This window comes from Capnocytophaga sp. oral taxon 380 str. F0488 (assembly GCF_000318255.2).
GTDB classification, from domain to species: Bacteria; Bacteroidota; Bacteroidia; order Flavobacteriales; family Flavobacteriaceae; genus Capnocytophaga; species Capnocytophaga ochracea.
Genome location: NZ_KB291199.1, coordinates 60,497 through 81,872 on the forward strand (window position 1 = coordinate 60,497; position 21,376 = coordinate 81,872).

The 21,376-nt window shown below is 37.4% G+C and carries 17 protein-coding genes and 1 pseudogene; 11 read left to right on the forward strand and 7 right to left on the reverse strand.

Going from position 1 to position 21,376, the window contains the following annotated elements; all coding sequences use genetic code 11:
* Window positions 1-173: 173 nt before the first annotated feature.
* A complete protein-coding gene (gene recQ, locus HMPREF9078_RS05410) occupies window positions 174-2,363 on the reverse strand; it encodes a DNA helicase RecQ (RefSeq protein ID WP_009419726.1) in 2,190 nt (729 codons plus the stop codon).
* Between the two features lie 530 nt (window positions 2,364-2,893).
* On the opposite strand from recQ, the gene gldF reads away from it, so the two are divergent.
* From gldF to HMPREF9078_RS05440, 6 genes are all read left to right on the forward strand, one after another.
* The gene (gene gldF, locus HMPREF9078_RS05415) at window positions 2,894-3,613 is read left to right on the forward strand and encodes a gliding motility-associated ABC transporter permease subunit GldF (RefSeq protein WP_009419729.1); all 720 of its coding nucleotides are present in this window, start codon (window positions 2,894-2,896) and stop codon (window positions 3,611-3,613) included.
* Window positions 3,610-5,298: a gliding motility-associated ABC transporter substrate-binding protein GldG gene (gldG, locus tag HMPREF9078_RS05420; RefSeq protein WP_009419730.1), complete on the forward strand. Its 1,689-nt coding sequence runs from the start codon at window positions 3,610-3,612 to the stop codon at window positions 5,296-5,298. The genes gldF and gldG overlap by 4 nt, the downstream gene beginning before the upstream one ends.
* Before the next feature lies 1 nt (window position 5,299).
* Window positions 5,300-6,493 carry a tRNA 2-thiouridine(34) synthase MnmA gene (gene mnmA / locus HMPREF9078_RS05425; RefSeq protein WP_009419731.1) on the forward strand — a complete coding sequence of 398 codons (1,194 nt, stop codon included), beginning with the start codon at window positions 5,300-5,302 and terminating at the stop codon, window positions 6,491-6,493.
* A gap of 65 nt (window positions 6,494-6,558) precedes the next feature.
* Window positions 6,559-7,833 (forward strand): glycosyltransferase, encoded by a 1,275-nt coding sequence (locus tag HMPREF9078_RS05430; protein ID WP_009419732.1) that lies wholly within the window; start codon window positions 6,559-6,561, stop codon window positions 7,831-7,833.
* 357 nt (window positions 7,834-8,190) lie between these two features.
* Window positions 8,191-8,502, forward strand: coding sequence for a hypothetical protein (locus HMPREF9078_RS05435; RefSeq protein WP_002672015.1), 312 nt, complete (start codon window positions 8,191-8,193; stop codon window positions 8,500-8,502).
* Window positions 8,503-8,636: 134 nt separating this feature from the next.
* A complete protein-coding gene (locus tag HMPREF9078_RS05440; protein WP_009419733.1) occupies window positions 8,637-9,935 on the forward strand; it encodes a TolC family protein in 1,299 nt (432 codons plus the stop codon).
* Between the two features lie 162 nt (window positions 9,936-10,097).
* Here the strand turns inward: HMPREF9078_RS05440 and HMPREF9078_RS05445 are convergent, their stop codons facing one another.
* Window positions 10,098-11,267, reverse strand: a complete 1,170-nt coding sequence (locus tag HMPREF9078_RS05445; protein ID WP_009419734.1) for an alanine dehydrogenase — start codon at window positions 11,265-11,267, stop codon at window positions 10,098-10,100.
* A complete protein-coding gene (gene dnaA / locus HMPREF9078_RS05450) occupies window positions 11,267-12,688 on the reverse strand; it encodes a chromosomal replication initiator protein DnaA (protein ID WP_009417739.1) in 1,422 nt (473 codons plus the stop codon). The genes HMPREF9078_RS05445 and dnaA overlap by 1 nt, the downstream gene beginning before the upstream one ends.
* 201 nt (window positions 12,689-12,889) lie before the next feature.
* Between dnaA and HMPREF9078_RS05455 the strand changes: the two genes are divergently transcribed.
* On the forward strand, window positions 12,890-13,306 hold the full coding sequence (locus tag HMPREF9078_RS05455; protein ID WP_009417733.1) for a thioesterase family protein: 417 nt from the start codon (window positions 12,890-12,892) through the stop codon (window positions 13,304-13,306).
* A 97-nt stretch (window positions 13,307-13,403) separates the two neighbouring features.
* On the opposite strand, the gene HMPREF9078_RS05460 is transcribed toward HMPREF9078_RS05455, so the two are convergent.
* Window positions 13,404-14,231: a purine-nucleoside phosphorylase gene (locus HMPREF9078_RS05460; protein ID WP_009417762.1), complete on the reverse strand. Its 828-nt coding sequence runs from the start codon at window positions 14,229-14,231 to the stop codon at window positions 13,404-13,406.
* A gap of 89 nt (window positions 14,232-14,320) precedes the next feature.
* Window positions 14,321-15,136 (reverse strand): M48 family metallopeptidase, encoded by an 816-nt coding sequence (locus HMPREF9078_RS05465; protein WP_009419735.1) that lies wholly within the window; start codon window positions 15,134-15,136, stop codon window positions 14,321-14,323.
* Between the two features lie 752 nt (window positions 15,137-15,888).
* Here HMPREF9078_RS05465 and HMPREF9078_RS05470 point away from each other — a divergent pair.
* Genes HMPREF9078_RS05470 through HMPREF9078_RS05480 form a run of 3 tightly spaced genes read left to right on the forward strand, consistent with a single transcriptional unit; the run spans window position 15,889 to window position 18,560 of the window.
* Entirely contained in the window at window positions 15,889-17,148 is a 1,260-nt protein-coding gene (locus HMPREF9078_RS05470) for a lipopolysaccharide assembly protein LapB (RefSeq protein ID WP_009419737.1), read from the forward strand.
* 39 nt (window positions 17,149-17,187) lie between these two features.
* Window positions 17,188-17,976 (forward strand): tRNA pseudouridine(38-40) synthase TruA, encoded by a 789-nt coding sequence (gene truA, locus HMPREF9078_RS05475; RefSeq protein ID WP_009419738.1) that lies wholly within the window; start codon window positions 17,188-17,190, stop codon window positions 17,974-17,976.
* Window positions 17,977-18,035: 59 nt separating this feature from the next.
* The gene (locus tag HMPREF9078_RS05480) at window positions 18,036-18,560 is read left to right on the forward strand and encodes a hypothetical protein (protein WP_009419739.1); all 525 of its coding nucleotides are present in this window, start codon (window positions 18,036-18,038) and stop codon (window positions 18,558-18,560) included.
* Between the two features lie 56 nt (window positions 18,561-18,616).
* Here HMPREF9078_RS05480 and rsmG read toward each other — a convergent pair whose 3' ends face one another.
* On the reverse strand, window positions 18,617-19,234 hold the full coding sequence (rsmG, locus tag HMPREF9078_RS05485; protein ID WP_009419740.1) for a 16S rRNA (guanine(527)-N(7))-methyltransferase RsmG: 618 nt from the start codon (window positions 19,232-19,234) through the stop codon (window positions 18,617-18,619).
* Between the two features lie 124 nt (window positions 19,235-19,358).
* Between rsmG and HMPREF9078_RS05490 the strand changes: the two are divergent.
* Window positions 19,359-20,246 (forward strand): annotated as a pseudogene (locus HMPREF9078_RS05490) (DUF4421 family protein); the annotation flags it as partial.
* On the opposite strand, the gene HMPREF9078_RS05495 reads toward HMPREF9078_RS05490, so the two are convergent.
* The gene (locus HMPREF9078_RS05495) at window positions 20,194-21,345 is read right to left on the reverse strand and encodes a class I SAM-dependent methyltransferase (RefSeq protein WP_009419742.1); all 1,152 of its coding nucleotides are present in this window, start codon (window positions 21,343-21,345) and stop codon (window positions 20,194-20,196) included. The pseudogene HMPREF9078_RS05490 and the gene HMPREF9078_RS05495 overlap by 53 nt on opposite strands.
* Between the last annotated feature and the right edge of the window lie 31 nt (window positions 21,346-21,376).

The following is a 21,376-nucleotide window of genomic DNA, read 5'->3' on the forward strand; positions in this document are numbered from 1 at the left end:
TCTTTTCATTATCTGCCTGTCGTGCTACGACTGCTTGTGCGGCTCGCACCTGCCCGTGTGGCTCACACCGTTTTCACTAAAAAAAGTGTCTGAGAAATTATAGCTAACTCTCAGACACTTTATTTAATCTAACTTACTTATTTTATTATAGGTTAAATGTAAAACTTCTCATATTAATTCGCTACTTCACTAATAAATTTCAATCGGTAGATTCTTAGTTCATCATCTTCGTAATCACCAGCAAACTCTTTAGAGGCTAACGATATTTTGTCGCTTTCAGCTTCCATAAAGTATTCGTGAAGCTCTTCTTGTTGCTCTTCATCAAAGATTTCATTCACCCAATAATCGATATTTAGCTTGGTACCGCTGTATACTATTTGTTCCATTTCTTTGAGAAATTCGTCCATCTCCAACCCTTTGGCTTGTGCGATGTCAGGCAAAGGCAATTTGCGGTCTATATTTTGAATGATAAACAATTTCAAAGCTGAGTTAGACCCTGTAGTTTTTACTATTAAATCCTCAGCGCGCACAATGTCATTCTCTTCTACGTAACGCTCAATGAGCTTCACAAACTCACTACCATATTTCTTAGCTTTGCCTTCACCTATACCGTGTACATTAGTAAGCTCCTGAATAGTAATAGGGTATTTGAGAGCCATATCTTCTAGCGAAGGGTCTTGGAATACCACAAACGGAGGCACCCCTTTTTGTTTGGCTACTTTCTTACGCAAATCTTTGAGCATTTCAAGAAGTACAGGGTCGGCCGCTACAGCATTAGCACTGTTGATATCTTCGGGTTCTTCTTCATAACTGTGGTCTTCAGTCATCATAAATGAAGGTACATCTTTTAAGAATTCCTTTCCTTTGTCGGTGATAAACATCACTCCGTAAGTTTCTATATCCTTGCGTATGAGTCCGTTTACCATTACCTGACGGAGGAGTGCCATCCAGTAAGCATCATCTTTTTCCTTCCCAATACCAAAGAACTCTTGTTCATCAATACGGTGTGCTTTGATAATAGCACTTACTTTTCCAATAAGCGTATTTACAATCTCTTTAGCTTTAAATTTCTGTTTGGTAGCAATAATTACGTTTAGTAATTTCACCACATCGTCTTTAGCTTCTTTCTTTTCTTTAGGGAAACGTACATTATCGTCCATATTAGCACCTTCACCATTCACTTCGTCAAACTCTTCACCAAAGTAATGTAAGATAAATTTACGGCGCGAACTAGACGTTTCGGCATAGGCTACAATATCTTGCAAGAGTGCTTGTCCTATTTCTTGCTCAGCTATAGGTTTACCTATCATAAATTTTTCCAGCTTCTCTACATCTTTATAAGAATAGAAAGCCAAGCAATGCCCCTCACCACCATCGCGACCGGCACGTCCGGTTTCTTGATAGTAACTCTCTATACTTTTAGGAATATCGTGGTGAATTACAAAGCGCACATCGGGTTTGTCAATACCCATACCAAAAGCAATAGTTGCAACTACCACATCTACTTCTTCCATCAAGAACATATCTTGGTGTTTGGCGCGTGTTTTGGCATCTAATCCTGCGTGATAAGGCACTGCCGAAATGCCGTTTACTTGCAAGGTTTGTGCGAGGTCTTCCACCTTTTTACGGCTGAGACAGTATATAATCCCTGATTTTTTACTGTTCTGTTTCACAAAACGAATGATATCGGCATCTACATTTTTAGTTTTAGGGCGTACCTCGTAATACAAGTTTGGACGGTTGAACGACGACTTAAACACGTTAGCCTCCTGCATTCCTAAGTTCTTCAAAATATCTTCTTGTACCTTAGGAGTAGCCGTAGCAGTAAGCGCTACAATAGGTATATTACTGCCCAAACGCTCGATAATGGTTCTAATATTGCGGTACTCAGGACGGAAATCGTGTCCCCATTCCGAGATACAGTGCGCCTCATCTACCGCTACAAAGGAAATAGGTACTGTTTTGAGAAAATTAGCATATTCCTCTTTGATAAGCGACTCGGGGGCAACGTATAGCAATTTAGTCTTGCCTGCACTGATGTCTTCCATTACCTCGCGAATTTCATTTTTAGTAAGCGAAGAGTTCAGCACGTGGGCAATACTATCGGTTGACGAAATACCACGCATAGCATCTACTTGGTTTTTCATCAAAGCGATAAGCGGAGAGATAACAATAGCAGTTCCCTCCAAGACTAAGGCAGGTAATTGGTAACATAATGATTTACCACCACCTGTAGGCATAATAACAAAGGTGTTCTCTTTATTAATTACACTGGTAATAATTTCTTCTTGATGCCCTTTAAACGCTTCAAACCCAAAGTAGTGTTTCAGGGCATTGTGTAAATCATCTTTTGTCATTTCCATATTAAAAAATCTTCTGTTTTAGTGTTGAGTTTTTCTGTTATTACATTCAGTTTACAAATATACGACATTTTTATAAACCACAAAAATTTTTGATAAAAAAATATTGTCACACTTATAAATGTTCTTTTATAAAGCTACTAATGGGAAGCCTATATGCTCCCAAAATGCGAGCTTTGTCAGAGCTTGACTTTTCTTGTAAATATGAAATTTTTTCATTCGATAAACTTAATTCTACGTGTTTAAAACGGCATTTAGAGGGTTAGGGGAGAAGGCGAAAAGAAAAAATACATTCTTATATTTTTTACTTTTACAATATTATAAAGGGGTAAAGAGGATAAATTTTGCATTACATTTTTCACAATAAGAAACCAATACTCTTAAATATGATAATTGTCACTAACTTTTATTGCCCCCTATAGTGGTAATATCATATTATTTTTGTATTTTTGCCCTCTGAAAAATCACTAAGGATAAAGGTAAGTTGCTTTCACAACTATTTACTTTTTATCTCTTACCTCTTAACTATAAAAATGTACGCACTATTCAAAAAAGAAATCCGTTATTTCTTCACTTCGCCCATTGGTTTTACTATCATTGGGCTCTTTATCGTGCTAAACGGCTTGTTCTTATGGGTCTTTAAAACAGATTACAACATTTTCAATGCTGGTTTTGCCGATTTGTTGCCCTTTTTTAGGCTTTCGTCTTGGGTTTTCGTCTTTTTAGTACCCGCCCTTACGATGAGAAGCATCTCAGAAGAGAAAAAAAGTGGTATGTTAGCCCTTTTGTTCACCAAACCGGTCAGCACTCTGCAAATGGTGCTCGGCAAGTACTTGGGTATTCTCTTCTTACTCTTTGTAATCCTTTTACCGTCAGCCCTGTACGTCTATATGGTATGGGTATTGGGCAACCCCGTAGGCAACTTAGATATAGCAGGTATCGTGGGTTCTTACATTGCCTTGTTTTTGCTGGTAACCACTTTTGCCTCAGTAGGCTTATGGGCGTCGTCTATAAGTAGTAACCAAATTATTTCCTTTGTGTTAGCTGCCTTTCTTTGCTTTTTTTTCTTCTTTGGCATTGACCAGCTTATTGCCTTTGTAGCTCCCGAAGATTTCGGTGGAGTAGGCTTCCAAACGCATTTCGACGCTATCAGTAGGGGAGTGCTCGACACCCGAAATATCGTGTATTTTCTCTCTGTTATCTCATTTTTCATATATCTCACTACCTTATCACTCAAAGCCTACAAACGATGAAAAAACTCTTTCAAAACTCTATTAGCAAGGTAGTTATAGCCTTAGTGTGCCTCCTTGCAGTCAATTATATCGCCAAACAATGGCACACACGGATAGACCTCACTCAAGACAAACGTTATACGCTCTCTGAGGTGAGCAAGAAAACACTTGCTAAAATACAGAATCCTATCGTGATTGATGTATTGCTCAAAGGCAATATCCCTACCGAATTTAAGAAATTACAGACTGAAACAATTCAGTTATTAGACGAGTATGCTGCTACCAATAACAACATTATCGTCAATTTTGTAAACCCATTAGAAGGGGAGGAGCACCCCGAAAGTGTAATTCAAGAACTGATAAATAATGGCTATCAGCCCCTGCAAATCACCCAAAATGAAGCGGGAAAATCTTCTATTGAGTATATTTTCCCTTGGGCAGTGATTAGCGATGGCAAGAAGAGTGAGCGCGTTCGTCTCTTCGTGAACAAACTCGGCTCTACCGACCAAGAGCAGGTACAGAACTCAGTACAGAAATTGGAATACAATTTTACTGATGCGCTCTATAAGTTTACGTTGGACAAGAAGAAGAAAATCGCAGTACTCAGAAGTAACGGTGCGCTGAAAGATATCTATATGGCCGACTTCCTCAAAACAGCGCGCGAATACTACTTTATAGCACCTTTCACCCTCGATTCAGTAGCTACCAATCCCGAGAAGACTCTACACGACCTCGAAAAATTCGATTTACTACTCGTGCCTAAGCCTACTGAGCCTTTCTCCGATGCCCAAAAGCAGGTCGTAGACCAGTATATAATGAATGGCGGTCGTGCTCTATGGCTGATTGACAATGTAGCGGTTTCCTTAGAAGATATGTACAAAACAGGCGGAATGACAATGGCAATGCCCGTCAATCTAAACCTTACCGATATGTTTTTCCAATATGGTTTCCGTATCAATTACACCTTGGTAAACGATTTGTACTTTTCTGAAATCATTGTAGCCACAGGCGATGGCTCTCAAACCCGTTATATGCCTATTCCTTGGGTATATAATCCGCTGGTGATTTCAGGTAATAATCACCTTATCAACAATCATTTAGATGCAGTGAGGTTTCAGTTTGCCAATAGCATCGATACGCTGAAAAACGGAGTGAAGAAAACAGTGCTTCTCGCTAGTTCACCTTTCTCAAAAGCAGATGGCACCCCACGCGAAATCAACTTGCGCTTCGACCCCAATAACCAGAATAAAGAAGCCTATAAACACGGAAATATTCCCTTAGCTGTGCTTTTGGAAGGAGAGTTTAACTCTGTTTATAAAGATCGTATTCGCCCCATAAACCTCAAAGAAAAATCCGATAGAAGCAAACCTACCAAAATGTTGGTAGTAGCCGATGGCGATATTATCAAAAACGATATAGATAGCAAAAATAATATCCCCTTAGAACTCGGTTTTGATAAATGGACGAGCAAATATTATGACAATAAATCCTTCTTGCAGAATGCTTTAAACTATCTTTTAGACGACACCGAGTTTTTGAGTTTGCGCAATAAGAAAGTACAATTGGCTTTCTTAGACAAACAAAAAGTAGCTGAAAGTGTCAGCAGTTGGCAAGTAAAAGTATTTGTGTATCCATTATTGCTTTTGATATTGGTAATGCTTTCAGTATTATATTTTTATAAGAAGAAGAACATAAAGAGAGGATAAAATGAAAAGAGTAGTAGTAGGACTTAGCGGAGGGGTAGACAGTAGTGTAGCTGCCTATTTGTTAAAAGAACAAGGTTATGATGTGATAGGCCTTTTTATGAAGAATTGGCACGATGATTCGGTTACTATTTCAGATGAATGTCCTTGGTTAGAAGATAGTAATGATGCACTTTTAGTAGCCGAAAAGCTCGGTATTCCATTCCAAACAGTGGATATGAGTGAGCCCTACAAAGCCCGTATTGTTGATTATATGTTCAATGAATACGAGCACGGTAGAACCCCCAATCCCGACGTGTTATGTAATCGCGAAATCAAGTTTGATGTCTTTATGAAGCTTGCTCTTAGTTTAGGTGCCGATTACGTAGCAACGGGACACTATTGTCGCAAAGAAGAAATAGAGATTAACGGGAAAAAAATCTACCGGTTACTATCGGGGAAAGATGAAAATAAAGACCAATCGTATTTCCTATGTCAGCTTTCACAAGACCAACTCAGTAAAGCACTTTTCCCTATTGGAGAATTGCAGAAATCGGAAGTGAGAGCCATTGCCAAAGCCCAAGATTTGATAACTGCTGATAAAAAAGATTCTCAGGGACTTTGCTTTGTAGGAAAAGTACGTTTGCCCGAGTTCCTACAACAAAAGCTACAACCCAAACAAGGCGATATTATTGAAATCTCCAATAATTGGAAAGGATATACTGACTTTGATATGCCACGTACTTTTGAAACTTATGAAGGTGAATTGGAGTATTTGTCACAACGTTTTGTTTATCAACCCGAAGACGGTAAAAAAGTAGGTATCCATCAGGGGGCTCATTATTTTACCAAAGGGCAACGCAAGGGCTTAAATGTGGGAGGAACCAAAGAACCTTTGTTCATCATAGAAACTGATATTGAGAAGAATATCATCTATACAGGACAAGGACACACACATCGCGGATTGTTCCGCAGTGCTTTGTTTATCGCAACCCCTGATGAACATTGGATTCGAGAAGATTTGGCATTAAAAGTATATGAATCGAAAGAGTTTATGGTACGTATACGCTATCGTCAGCCATTACAGAAAGCGGTTTTATATAAAGTCGAAAACGGTTTGTATATTCATTTTTCAGAACCCCAAAGTGCTATTACTGAGGGACAATTTGCTGCCTGGTACAGCGGAGATGAATTAGTGGGTAGCGGTGTTATTTCATAGAAAAAACACCTATTGTAAAATGGTTATAATGTATATTATGTCAAATAACAGATAGGGAAAAAGATATGAGAAAGGTACTTATCATCACTTATTATTGGGCGCCTGCTGGCGGACCTGGTGTACAACGTTGGTTAAAATTTGTAAAATATTTACGAGATTTTAATATAGAACCTATTGTATATATTCCTGAAAACCCAACTTATCCTATCATCGACAATGAAATAGGAAACGATTTGCCTACCGATATACAAATTATCAAACATCCTATATGGGAACCTTATGCTTGGGCTTCGTTATTCTCTAAAAAGAAAACCCAAAAAATTAGTTCGGGTATCATTCCGCGTAAAAAAGTTTCTATTTTAGATAAAGTATTACTTTGGATACGTGGTAATTTCTTCATTCCCGATGCTCGTAAATTCTGGATAAAACCTTCTATAAAGTATCTGAATAAGTTTATAAAAGAAAACCAGATAGAAACTATTATCACTACTTCGCCTCCCCACAGCATACACCTTATAGGTTATGAGTTAAAGAAACAAATTCCTCACCTCAAATGGATTAGCGATTTCCGCGACCCGTGGACAACTATTGGTTATTACAAAGATTTACGCCTTACTAAATGGGCAGATAAACGTCAGCATTATTGGGAAAAAGAAGTGTTACAACAATCAGACTTGGTGATTACAACCAGTTTCAAGACGCAAAAAGACTTTCAGCAGCTTACCAATACTCCTATTGAGGTGATTACCAATGGTTACGATGAGGAAAAAACAATCACCCCTCCCCTATCCAATAAATTCCTTATTTCGCACATAGGTTCTTTATTATCAGATAGAAACCCCAAAATACTGTGGAAAATATTAGCCGAATTAATACGCGAAGAACCTCATTTTGCCGAAGATTTCACACTTTGTTTTGCAGGCAAAGTAAGTGAAGAAATCGAAGAAGATATTCGCCATAACGGACTTACACCTTATTATATTAATAAAGGTTATATTAGCCATCAAGAAGCTATTAGTTTGCAAAAGCAATCGCAAGTATTGTTGCTCATCGAAATAGATTCCGAAGAAACACAAGGTATTATTGCGGGTAAACTGTTTGAATATATGATTTCAGGGCGACCTATTCTCGCCATAGGACCTCATAACTGGGATGTTACACCTATTCTCACTGAAACACAAACAGGTACTTATGTGGGATATACCGATGCCTCTCAGATGAAAGCCAAAATAGTAGAGTTCTATCATCAATTCCAGTGTAAAACACTTAAAACCAATCCCAAAGAAGTAGAACAATACAGCCGTAAAGCCCTTACCGAACGGTTAGCTCAACTGATATAAAAAGTTTTCTTATTTATCACATTTTTTTCTATTAATGAAAGATTTTCTACGATAAATAATCTTTTTCTTTTGTTTATTAAAAAATAATATATACCTTTGCAGAGAAAATTCAAAAAGGTACTTTTTCTGCTTCTTTTATAAAAGAAGAGAAAACTATCTGGGAAAAACAATTTTTTATATAGAAAATTAAATAAACTATCTCAGTAAAACGTTTTCTCATATAGAAAACTAAATAAACTATCTCGGGAAAATGATTTCCTATGTTGGGAACTGAAAAAACTATCTCAGTAAAACGATTTCCTATATAGGAAACAAATAAAACAAGTAATTATCTCATAAAATTTAATTGACAATCTTATGGCAAAGAAAACTTATTCAACTAATCTAGTCGAATCACAAGTGATGATTGACGGGTTAAAAGGTCGTAATGACAAATTGCCTTTGGGCGTGAAAGCCGAAGACATTACCAAGCTCGAAGAGCTTCGCAAGAAGATGGAAACACTCAACAGCGAGCAAGAAAAACTCAAAGCCGACCTCAAAACTAAGACTCAAGAGCTTAGTAAGACTATTACCGAAATAGAAAGTAAAGTATCTTTCATTAAAAAACTCATAAAAATTGATATTCCCCAAACACAATGGAAAGAATTTGGTATTGAGGACAAACGGTAAAAAGAAATACCTTGTTAGGCAGTGCGTTCCAACAAGGTATTTTTTGTAATAATAAATAGTTAAGAACGAATTACTTTGTGTGTATAATAATTCGGGAACTATAACATAATATCAAACTTATTGAATAGAACAAAATGATGAAAAAGTTATTTTTTTTACTTTGTTTACTGCCTTTTTCAGTAGTAGCACAAAAACTGTGGACATTAAGCGACTGTATTCAGTATGCCAAAGAAAATAACCTATCTATTAAACAATCGGAAATAGATTTAAAAGCCACAGATATTGATAAAATGCAAGCCAAAGCAGGTTTCTTGCCCTCGGTGAATGGCAATGCATCTTATAACTTAAATGAGGGAAAAAATATCAATCCTGTAACCAATCAGTTTGAAAATGCTTTCTTTCAATCGGCATCAGGAGGAGTAAGCGTAGACCTTACTCTTTTTGCAGGACTACAAAATTGGCGCAAGTTACATCAGGCGGAACTTAATCGTATAGCTTCTCAATATCAGTTAGATAAAATGAAAGACGATATAGTACTGATGATTATCAATGCCTATGCTGAAGTGTTGAGCAATAAAGAACAAATCAAGAATTTGAAAGCACAGTTAGAAATTTCAAAGGAAAGTTTAACGCGCACCCGTGAACTTATTGGTGCAGGTTCTTTACCCAAAGGAGATATTTATGAAGCCGAAGCACAACTGCTCACACAAGAACAGCAAATAATAGCTACCGAAAACGCTCTCTTTATTGCCAAAATGGGTTTGGCACAATTACTTTTGTTAAAAAACTATCGAGATTTTGATATTGCAGATAGTGCTTTTGATCAACCTTCTGCTGATATTCTCAATAAAACTCCTGAAGAGATTTATGAGCGTGCCAAAGAGGTAATGAGCGATGTAAAATTAGCCGAAGCAAATATGCAAGTAGCTCAAAATAATTTGCGCTTATCACAATCGGCTTATTCACCACGTCTTTCTGCTCAATGGGGTTATAGTTCACGATGGAGTAAGAATCAAGCGCAAGATTTTTGGCAACAGCTTGATGCTAATAAAGGTATGTATGCAGGGTTATCGCTTAATATTCCTATTTTTAACGGATTTTCAACTTTAGGAACTGTAAAACGTCAGCGATTAAATTTTCTAAAAAGTCAATTTGCTAAAGAACAAGCAGAACTTACTTCTGAGAAGAATATTTATCAAGCCTATAATGATGCTTCGAATGCTAAAAAGCTATATGAAGCAAGTGAAAAGACGGTACAAGCAAAACAACAGGCGTTTAGTTATGCACAAGAGCGTCATAATGTAGGTTTAATGAATACTTTTGATTTTAGTCAAGCTAAATATCAGTATGAGAATGCTCAAAACGATTTTGTTAAAGCTAAATATCAATATATTTTTAAGCTAAAAGTATTAGAATATTATTTTAGTCATTAATACAATCTAAGTTTATCAATCAAATAATGCCCAAGGAAATATAAATTTCTTTGGGCTTTGTTGTTTTTTCTATATTATACAAATTTGCAAAATGTCCGAGAAGTTATAGAGTTAACTTCTCGAACATTTTATAAAGTATTAAGAAAACTTATTCTGTATCTATCAAAACAATAAATTTAAAGGTTTGTAAGGCAATCCGAACCACTCGGAGATGTTGTGATGAGTAAGAATTCCGTGATAAGAATAGAGTCCGTTTCTAAAACCTTTGTCTATTTGTAATAGGTTTTCTACACCTCCCTCCTCTCCTATTTTTAGTAAGTAAGGTAATAGGATATTGCTGAGCAAAGTTGAAGCTGTATGAGCATAGCGGGAAGGTAAATTAGGTACTCCGCAATGTACCACTTCGTATTTTGTAAAGGTAAGTTGTTCTAAAGTGGTAAGCTTACTGGTTTCTATACAGCCTCCTATCCCAATACTAGCATCTACTATCACAGCACCACGCTTCATCTGTTGTACCATCTCTTCGGTCACTACTATGGGCGAGCGACATTCTCCACTCATAGCCCCTATAAGCACGTGGCAATGTGTTAAGGCTTCTCCGAGCAACTGAGGTTGCAAAGTAGCGGTATATACTGAGGAGGGCAAATGTGTACGCAGTTTTCTCAAATCGGTGAGAGAAGGAGCAAATATCTTTACATTAGCACCCAATCCTAAGACAGTTTTGGCAGCGACTTTGGTCAGTTCATTTGCTCCCAAAAGTACTACCTCAGTAGGCGGTATTCCAGTGATATTGCCGAGCAAGAGTCGGTTTTCTTCTGCAAGCAGTTCAGAGGCAGTGAGCACAGCTGCAGTACCTGTGAGCTCATCAACCGACTGTTGTATAGGGTGATTTTCAGCTTCGTCCTTTATATATTCAAAAGCTAAGGCAGTGATTTGCTTTTGTGCAAGCGTCTCGAAGTAAGTTTTATCTTGCGTGTTAAGTTGTAAAGCCGACAACAATACAGATTGAGCATTAAAGTAAGCAAGTTCATCAGTAGTGGGCGGTTGAACTTTTAGCACAATAGGGCACGCGAATATTTCTTGGGTATCGTATATTATTTCTGCACCTGCCTCACTATAGTCGGTATCCGAAAAATGAGCCTCTTCCCCTGCCCCAGCCTCTATTAGTATTTGATGTCCGTTAGCAACTAATACCGCTACTTCATCGGGAGTTAAGCAAATGCGATGCTCCTGAAAGGTGTGCTCTTTGGGAAGCCCTATTTTCAAAGATTTTTGTTCATTGCTTACCGCTAATCGTTCTTCTTGTGGTAATAGTTGAGATAAGGATTCCATCAGTCAGAGAATTTAGTTTCCAAATCACTTACATATTTCTTGAATGCACGGTCGGTTTCTATTAGATTTTCCACCGTTTTACAAGCGTGTAACACCGTAGCGTGGTCGCGTTGTCCTATCTGACTTCCAATAGTAGAAAGCGAATTTTTGGTGTATTTCTTCGAGAAAAACATCGCCAACTGTCGTGCTTGAACCACATTGCGCTTTCTGGTTTTGGAATGCAAGGATTCTATATCTAAGCCAAAGTAATCGGCGATGATTTGCTGAATATGGTCAATCGTCAAATCGTTTCGGTTATTCTTCACCGATTTATCAATAATGCTTTGTGCGAGTTCTATAGAGTACTCTTTGCGGTTGAAAGCTGCTTGTGCAATCAGTGAATTACTCACCCCTTCGAGTTCACGCACATTGGTACGAATATTTTCAGCTAAATAAGCGATGATATCCTCGCCTATTTCAGCGCCATCATTATAGAATTTATTTTCTAATATTTTATAGCGCGTTTCATAGTCGGGCGTTTGTAGTTCGGCTGAAAGCCCCCATTTGAAGCGAGAGAGCAAGCGCTGTTCGATATCGAACAAATCGACTGGTGCTTTATCGGAAGTGAGGATTACCTGTTTTCCATTTTGATGCAGGTGATTGAAGATGTGAAAAAAAGCATCTTGGGTTTTTACCTTTCCCGATAGGAACTGAATATCATCAACTATCAGCACATCGATGAGCTGATAGAAGTGAATAAAGTCGTTAAGTGTATTCTTATCTTTATCTTTTGCTGTGGAAGCACTGATAAACTGTTGAGTGAACTTTTCGGCAGAGACGTATAGCACTTTCTTTTTAGGGTATTTTTCTTTGATATCTACCCCTATTGCGTGTGCCAAGTGGGTCTTACCTAAGCCTACTCCACCGAAGATAAACAGCGGATTGAAAGCCGTACCCCCAGGTTTGTTGGCAACTGCCATACCTGCAGAGCGTGCTAAACGATTGGAAGCCCCCTCCACAAAGTTGTCGAAGTTCTGATGTAAGTTCAGCTGAGGATCAACAGTTATTTCGCGAATACCAGGTATTACGAAAGGATTTTTAAGTCCAGGGTCTTTGGTTTCAGTAGCTAAAGTCAAAGTCTGTTTTGCTAATTCCGGCCGATTAGTACTAGGAAGTTGTTCTTTAGTAAGAGGAGTATCGACAATATATACGAGGCGAGAGTTTACACCTAAGGTAAAAGTCATAGCTGATTTGAGAAGAGAAATATAATTTTCTTCTAACCACTCACAAAAGAATTTACTGGGTACTTTGATTTTTAGGGTGTTGCCCTCTAATTCCACAGGTACGATAGGAGCGAACCAAGTGTTAAATGGTTGCTCAGTAATGTTGTCTTTTATAAATTCAAGACACCTACTCCAGACTTTTTCAGCTGCTTCTTTCATCTTTTTTAGTGCTACTTTTTAGCTAAAAATTTGATTATTAGATTTTTTTACTAATTTTGCCGGTGATAAAACTGTTGTTTTTTCAGTGAGCAAAGTTGTGAATAATTTTTGAATAAAAAAAATATTTAACATTTGTTTTTGTACTTTTATTTTATATGGGAGTACTGTTAATGTTTTGTTAATATTTATATCTATCTAAATATGAAAGAATTATATTTTGATTATGTATTGCGTACACGCTATGCAGAAACTGACCAAATGGGGGTAGTGTACTACGGAAATTATCCTCAGTATCTTGAACTGGGAAGAGTGGAGTGGTTAAGGTCTATTGGCTTTACTTATAAGGCAATGGAAGAAGAAGGAATAATGATGCCTGTGGTATCTCTACAAATTCAGTATAAAAAGCCTGCTTTGTATGACGAGCTTATCACCATTCGTACCAAGTTAAAAGAATTACCCTCTACAAAAATAGAGTTTGACTATGAAATTCTCAATGAAAAAGGAGAATTACTCTCTACGGCTAATACGGTATTGGTGTTTGTAGATGCGAGGACTTTCAGACCGGTGCGTTGCCCTGAGAAGGTGCTAAAGCTTATAAAAGCAAAAAGTGAAGAGTAAGGAGTAAAAAGTAAATAATTTGGTAATTTAACTTTGCCAAAGGTTGTAGCACAACAAGCTATTGAAACTTTGGCAAAGTTTATACCACAACTAAAAACTATTGATAGCTTTTAATTAAATTCTTCACCAATAATATCACGTTTGGCATTGCGATATTAGCGGCGTTGAGTACTTCTTCGTGTGATACGTCGGGGGAGATGTCGGGACCACCTAAGTCGGTGATGACTGAAAGGGCACACACTTCCATATTCTGATGACGTGCTACAATTACTTCGGGCACGGTACTCATACCTACGGCATCACCTCCTAAAATGCGCACCATACCATATTCGGCTGGGGTTTCAAAAGAAGGACCTTGCAAACCTACATACACTCCTTTTTGGAGCTTGATTTTATGTTTCTTGGCTATCTTTTCGAGCTCGGTTATCATAGCTTGGCTATAAGGCTTGCTCATATCGGGGAAGCGTGCACCAAATAGGTCTAAGTTCTTACCGCGTAGAGGGTGTTCAGGAAATAAATTGATATGATCGCGAATAACCATTACATCACCTATTGAAAAGTTAGGGTTCACCCCTCCTGAAGCGTTAGAAACAATCAGACGTTTAATACCTAATTGCGCAAAAACGCGTATTGGGAAGGTTACTTCTTGCATTGTATATCCTTCGTAATAATGCACACGTCCTGCCATCATTAGCACATAGCGGTTTTCTATTTTACCGTAAATCAGTTTACCTTTGTGTCCTTCTACAGTAGATTTAGGGAAGTTAGGAATATTGTTGTATTTAATCTCAGAAATCACTTCCACTTCATCTTCTAACTTATTGAGTCCAGAACCTAAAATAATAGCAAATTCAGGAGTGTGCTCTGTAATGTACGACTGTATGATGCGAGCCGTTTCATTAATTTTATCGTAAACTTGTTGCATATCTTTATAATGTTTTATTTGTTACCTATATTGGTGTGAATAATACTGAAATAAGGAGGAATTGTAGTGATGCTTATCATATCTTTTAGCTATTGAAAATGGGTGACTCCAAACTTAGCAGCTTCAGCACGTGCTTTGGGTACTAAGGCAGTGAGGTTTTTGATACGAGAGGCATCAGAAGGGTGGGTGCTTAAAATAGTAGGTGTAGATTTACCATTATTCTTGGCACTCATACGCTTCCATAGCTCAGGAGCCTCAGCGGGGTCATAACCAGCAATTGCCATAATCTGGATACCTATGGCATCGGCTTCTGTTTCGTTGGAACGACTGAAGGGCAACATTACTCCTAAGTTAGACCCTAAGCCGTAAGCGAGCATAAACTGGTCGGTATAAGCAGCGTATTTGCTGGTTTGCAAGGCTACTGAACCTGCAATAGCACCTATTTGTTGTAAGGTAGCAGCACTCATACGTTGTGCTCCGTGGTCGGCTAAAGCGTGAGCCACCTCGTGCCCCATTACCACTGCTAAACCTGTTTCGGATTGTGTAATAGGTAAAATTCCCGTATAAACCACAATCTTCCCTCCTGGCATACACCAAGCGTTCACCTCAGGACTATCTACCAAGTTATATTCCCAACGATAATCATCTAAATAGCCTTTATAACCATTGGTATCGAGCCATAGTTTGGCAGCTTTGGCTATGCGTTCGCCTACGCGTTTCACCATAGTGGCATCATTTGTGTTTTTCACTACCTTATTAGATTTTAAAAAGGTGGAATACTCACTAAAAGCCATTGGGAAAACCTGACTATTAGGCATAAAGTTAAGGGTACTCTTCCCTGTAAAAGGGTTTGTCTTACAAGAAAAGACAATTAAAAGGAATGCGATTAAAATTAATTTCTTCATAAGATTTTATTTGAGGGCAAAGATACAAATAATAATCGGAAATACAATAACAATACCTTATAAATTTTATTGTCAATGAAAAACAATAATATAATAGGTTAAAAGTATTCTTTTTACAGTGAGACTACGTGACAGAAATTAAACAAAATTGATTTTAAAATCAAAAGAAAATGAAGGTTGATTAATACAAGTACTATATGACTTTGGAGAAGCTGAGAAAAAAATGCTAAAATTTCTAAAATAGGGCATATTTTTTTAAAATAAGACAACAAAATTCTTTTTCATCTTTTAATGAATTAAAAATAATAATTGTTTATATATCAGTTAGATATAAAATATACCTATCTTACCTTTTAGATGTATCTTAACCGAAGGAAGAGCGAAGGTAAGACGAACCTAAGACGAAGGAAAGACGAAGGAAAGACGAAGGAAGGAGGTTACTAAGTTGAATCTCAATTAGTAGAAAGAGGTATTTACGTTATTGAGAAAAAAATCATAAAAACGTGATTTTGGCGAAAAAAATGCAATTTTTAGTGTGAGTAACTTTTGAGGAACGTTTATGAGAATTGAAAATAGAGAGATATAACTTTCGAGGAACTTCAACGGACTAATTGTCAGAAGTATGCGGTTGGCACAAGTTTTGTTGCTAAATAAAAAGTTGATAATATTTGGTGCTTTAAAAATAAAGTGCTACATTTGCGACTTCAAATTAGTATATAAAACAAAAAACTGCGTTAAAATTGCAAAACAATATGAGAAAACCATTATTAATGGCTGCTGCCTTACTGATTTCGGCAGTGGCGTTCGGACAAAAAAAAGAACTCAAAGAGATTGAAAAACAAATCCGTAAAGGAGATTTAACAACTGCCAAAAGCGGATTAAGCTCCATTAAAGGTTCTATTGAGGGTACTGAATTTGCACCTCAGTTCTATTTCTTGGAAGCACAAGTGAATGTGGAGGCTGCTAAGAAAAATGAAAATGTATTGCCTTCGTTGCAAGCGGCTTCTTCAGCTTTTGCCAAAGTAAGACAATTAGAAGGAGGTAAAGGCAAATACACAAACCAGTTGCAAACTTTGGCTGATGAGGCTATTAATATTGCAGCTAAGCAAGCACAAGACAATTACGAGCGTAAAAACTACAAGAATGCTTCGGTTGCTTTTGAACAAGTATACCGCCTCAGTCCGCGTGATACTGTATTTTTGTACAATGCGGCAGTAGTATCGGTTGAAAATAAAGATTATGACAACGCTGTGAAACTTTATAAAGAGTTGAAAGACTTAGGTTATGACGGTACTGAAACACTTTATTTGGCTACTAATAAGCAAACTAAAAAAGAGGAAACTTTCCCTGATAAAAACCAGCGTGATTTGATGGTAAAAGCAGGTACTCACGAAAAAGCTAGAAATGAAAAAACGCCTTCAAAACGTGCTGATATCGTGAAAAATATTGCCTTTATTTACGTAGAGCAAAACAAGACTGATGAGGCGCTAAAAGCTTTTGCTGAAGCAAGAAAAGCTTATCCTAAAGATGCTAATATCATTCTTGCAGAAGCGAATGTTTACTTGCAATTAGACAATAAAGAAAAATTTAAACAACTAATGCAAGAAGCTGCACAGCTTGACCCTAATAATGCTGACCTTCACTACAATATTGGGGTTATCAATATGCAACAAGGTAACAATATAGAGGCTCGTAAAGCTTTTGAACAAGCCCTTAAAATTAAACCTAAATATGCTGATGCTACTTTGAACCTTTCGACTACTTACATTAATGAAGGTAATGCTTTGGTTGAGCAAATGAATTCATTAGGCAATTCGGCTACTGATACTAAGAAATTTAATGAACTTAGAGACCAAAAAGAAGCTTTGTTTAAAAAAGCTGCTGAAGTATTAGAAAGCTACGTGAAAGCTAATGGCAACGATAAAAATATCTTGGAACAACTAAAGAGCATTTATGGAGCTTTGAGCGACAGTGCTAACTTCCAACGTGTTAAAAAACTATTGGGTGAATAATAATTTAGTATAAGATGTTCGTTAAAAGGTAACAGAGTTATGCTCTGTTACCTTTTACTTTTTATAAAGATAAAAATGCGTTATTTTATAGAACTTTCTTTCTTTGGTAAAAACTATTACGGTTGGCAATCCCAGCCCAAAGCTATTTCAGTGCAAGAAGTTTTACAGAAGGCTCTTTCTACTCTTTTGCGAACGCCTATAGAAGTTGTGGGTGCAGGTCGCACTGATAGTGGTGTGCACGCTTTGCAGATGTATGCTCACTTTGATGTGACAGAAGCGTTGCCCGCTAATCTGGTTCACAAGTTAAATGCTTTTCTTCCAAAAGATATAGCTGTTCATCATATATATGAAGTACAGCCTAATGCCCACGCCCGTTTTGATGCTTTGAAACGTACTTATCAGTACCATATTAGTACTCAAAAAGATGCTTTTGCCTACGATTATGCGATGGCATTTACTCTTCCGTTAAATGTAGCGCTTATGAATGAAGCGGCTCAAATACTTTTTGATTATACTGATTTTCAGTGCTTCTCTAAAACACATACCGATGTAAAGACATATAATTGCAAAATATACGAAGCGCATTGGGATAAGGTGGGAAACCAACTCATTTTTACTATTACTGCCGACCGTTTCTTGCGCAATATGGTACGGGCGATTGTAGGAACACTTATAGATGTAGGCTTACAGAAACTTTCGCTTACAGATTTTGAAGATATTATCATCAGTAAGAAACGCAGTAAAGCAGGAGCATCGGCTCCCGCTTGTGGGTTATATCTCACTCATATAGAATACCCCGAAAGTCTCTTTGTTGAAAAAAAGGATTAAATATTAGCATTATTCAAGAAGAATTACTACCTTTGCAAACTTTTAAAACAAAAACAGAAATGAAATATTTACAGAACAAATATTTAAAAATAGTTATAGCTGTGCTTATCATAGCGTCGGCGGTATATCAGTTCACACAGGGGAATATAGGAAATGGTATAGCGCTTATTTTGCTTTCTCTTATTCCTATTTTACTCTATTTTCGCAACGAATTTATACTTCTCACATTCTTACGTTTGCGCAAGCAAGACTTTGCAGGAATGGAAAAATGGCTCGGCAAAATAGCAGACCCTCAGACAGCTTTACTCCGCAAACAACAAGGCTATTACAACTATATGTACGGTATTATCTACTCGCAAAAGAACCTTACTCAAGCAGAAAAATACTTTCGTAAAGCCCTACAATTGGGACTTACGATGAGTTATGACGTAGCGATGGCAAAATTGAGTTTGGCAGGTATTATGATGCAAAAGCGGAAAAAACGCGAAGCACAGGAGCTCCTTACTGAGGCTAAAAAGCTAGATAAACAAAACTTGATGAGCGACCAAATAAAGATGATGCAACAACAACTCAAGAAAATTTAAATCATAAAAAAGGCTGTCGTTTTAGACAGCCTTTTTTATGATTTGGTTCTAATATTTTACCCCTTTAAATACACTATTTTCTTAGTCTCGAAGAAAGGTTCATCGTAATAACTACTGATATCAGTCAGTTCTGCCTTAGGGAAAGGTGCTAACTCCTCAGTAAGTTCGCCGCCTTTTAAATAAAGAATACCATTAGGGAGATCGTTTTTAGAAGTCTTCTTAAACTTTCCTTTTACCCAAGGTACAAAATCCTTCATTTGAGTAACAGCACGACTTACCACAAAGTCGTAAGTATCTTTTAGTTCTTCGGCTCTTATCTGCATAGCCGTTACATTGGTTAGCCTTAAAGCTTTTACTACTTCTTGTACTACTTTTATTTTCTTTCCGATAGAATCGACCAATGTAAACTGACAGTTAGGAAACATTATAGCCAAAGGTATGCCAGGAAAGCCTCCACCAGTACCGACATCTAATAGTACTGTGCCATCGACGAACTGAATGCGCTTAGCAATAGCCAAACTATGCAACACGTGTCGCTCGTAGAAATCGTCTATATCTTTGCGCGAGATGACGTTTATTTGAGCATTCCACTTTTCGTACAGCGGTTTGAGCTCTGCAAATTGTTGTTGTTGCAACTCACTAAGTGAGGGAAAGTATTTGAGTATGATTTTCATAGTTACTAAAAATGTATTACTTTTGCACCCGTTTTTATATATTATAATGAATTTACGAGCCTTATTATTGATTTTTTTGTGGGGAGGTTGCCTTTCGTTCTTTGCATAAGAGCGCGATACTACCTACATTCAACCTTATCCGCAAGAAATATGGCTCAGAGCATATACTCCTACCAAAATGCTCATACTTACGCAAGGGAAAGAGGTTTATTCACCCAACTACCCATTTAGTTTAGGAGTTGGAATAGGTTTGCGCAAGATATTAGGGCTTAACGTACTTTATGCACAGAACTTATTCCGACTAAAAAATGAAACAAATCTAAAAACTCGCAGTATTGATATACAAGCACATAAATACGGTAAACGCATACTTATAGATGCTTATTATCAAGACTATACAGGATTTTATATCGATAGAGGTAAAGGGAATTACACCCTCTTCCCTACCCTTTCTACCCAGCAAATAGGTGTAGAAAGCACTTACGTATGGCGTGCAGACAAGTTCTCGGCGCGAGCTGCCTTTGAGCAAAGCGAACGCCAAGTGAAATCGGCGGGGAGTTTGCTTTTTGGCAGTGGTTTCTATTGGCATCGCATAGAGCCTGATGCTAAAACAGAGAATGTGAGTAGCGAGGCTTTTGAGAATTTCCAAATAGGTTTTCACGTGGGCTATGGCTATTCGTGGGTAGCTGGCAAACACTGGTTACTTACAGGGGCGTTTATCGGTGGATTGAATTTTGGTAACCAAATGGACATACTGCAACAGCTGAATATTAAGGTTTATCCTACTTCTGTGACACGCTTTTCGTTTGTATATCTGAAAGATGATTGGACTGTAGCCTTATCGGGAATTTTTAATAACAAGTCAGTTTATCCTACGGATAATAAACCTATTCGCTTGATTACTCCCAGTGTACAACTATCGTTTACTAAGCATTTTTACCTCAAAAGAAAAAACTTTCTCACTCGATTACCTTCCCTAAAAGTACGACCAACCCCTCAACGGAACGGGTAAAGATAAGATATTCATTACCACCTTCCACGATATGGTATTTCTTTTTAATTTCAGCTACCGATAACGGATAGTTTTTAGAGAGAATACAATATTTACTACCTTTCTTCAACTCTTTAGGATTGATAGGAGTTACCTGCAAAACACGTCCGGCAAAGGGCTTTTTTAGCTGCTTGGAAGTGTATAGATGAGTATTTACGTCCAACTTCTCTACCTCAAAATACTGCGTTATATAATTAAAAGCTCCTGATTTCAACAAAGCATTATTAGGAATATACAAGTATTGTTTAGGCACACTATATACCGCTTGAGAACTATGCAACACTTCTTCTGTAAATTGCAAAATAGGCTCTTCAGTCTCCAAATTCACACAATGTATTTGTACTTGCGTTTCTTTTTTAGGTTCTTGTACTACTAATACCTCCTTTACTTCATTGCGCAAAGCTACTAAATGAATGTGTGTTATCTTGGGTAGCGTATGCAACAGATAACTAATGTCTATCATAGGTGAAAGTTTGGTAAGCACTTTATCTGCTTTTTGTAATAGTACAGACTGTAACTCTAAGATATTAGGTGAGAGGTCTTCTAAGAGAAACTTCTTTTGTTTGAGTATGTCTCTACGGGCAGGATCGAGATAAATAAGGTTGTAATGTGCTGTTGTGGCTTTCAAAAAAGCTTCTGCGCTTCCATTTATAAATGTAGCCTTGCGCCCTAGAACCTGCCAATTATGCTCTACTTTACTGAGAAGTTCCTTATTTTGTTCTACCAACGTAACTTCTTTAAACTTCTCTGAAAGAAAAAATGCATCAATACCGAACCCACAAGTAAGGTCTAAAAAACGTTCTCCGTGTAAGCCTTGTGCCTTATACTGAGCGGTTGCTTCGGAGGAGGTTTGCTCTAAATTAAGTGTTGGGGGAAACAATATACCTTCCGCAGTAAGCAAAAAAGGGAGTTTTTTAGCTGCTGTACGTCTGCCTTCAATCTGTTGTACTAATTCTTTGTTAGAAATGCCATTGAACACAGTTTTTTTAAGGAGCAATGTTGTAGTTGTCCCCTCGTATTCCCTGATAAAGCGTTGTACATTCTCGTCTAACAAATTCATAGCGCGCAAAGATAGTGCATTTTCACAAAAA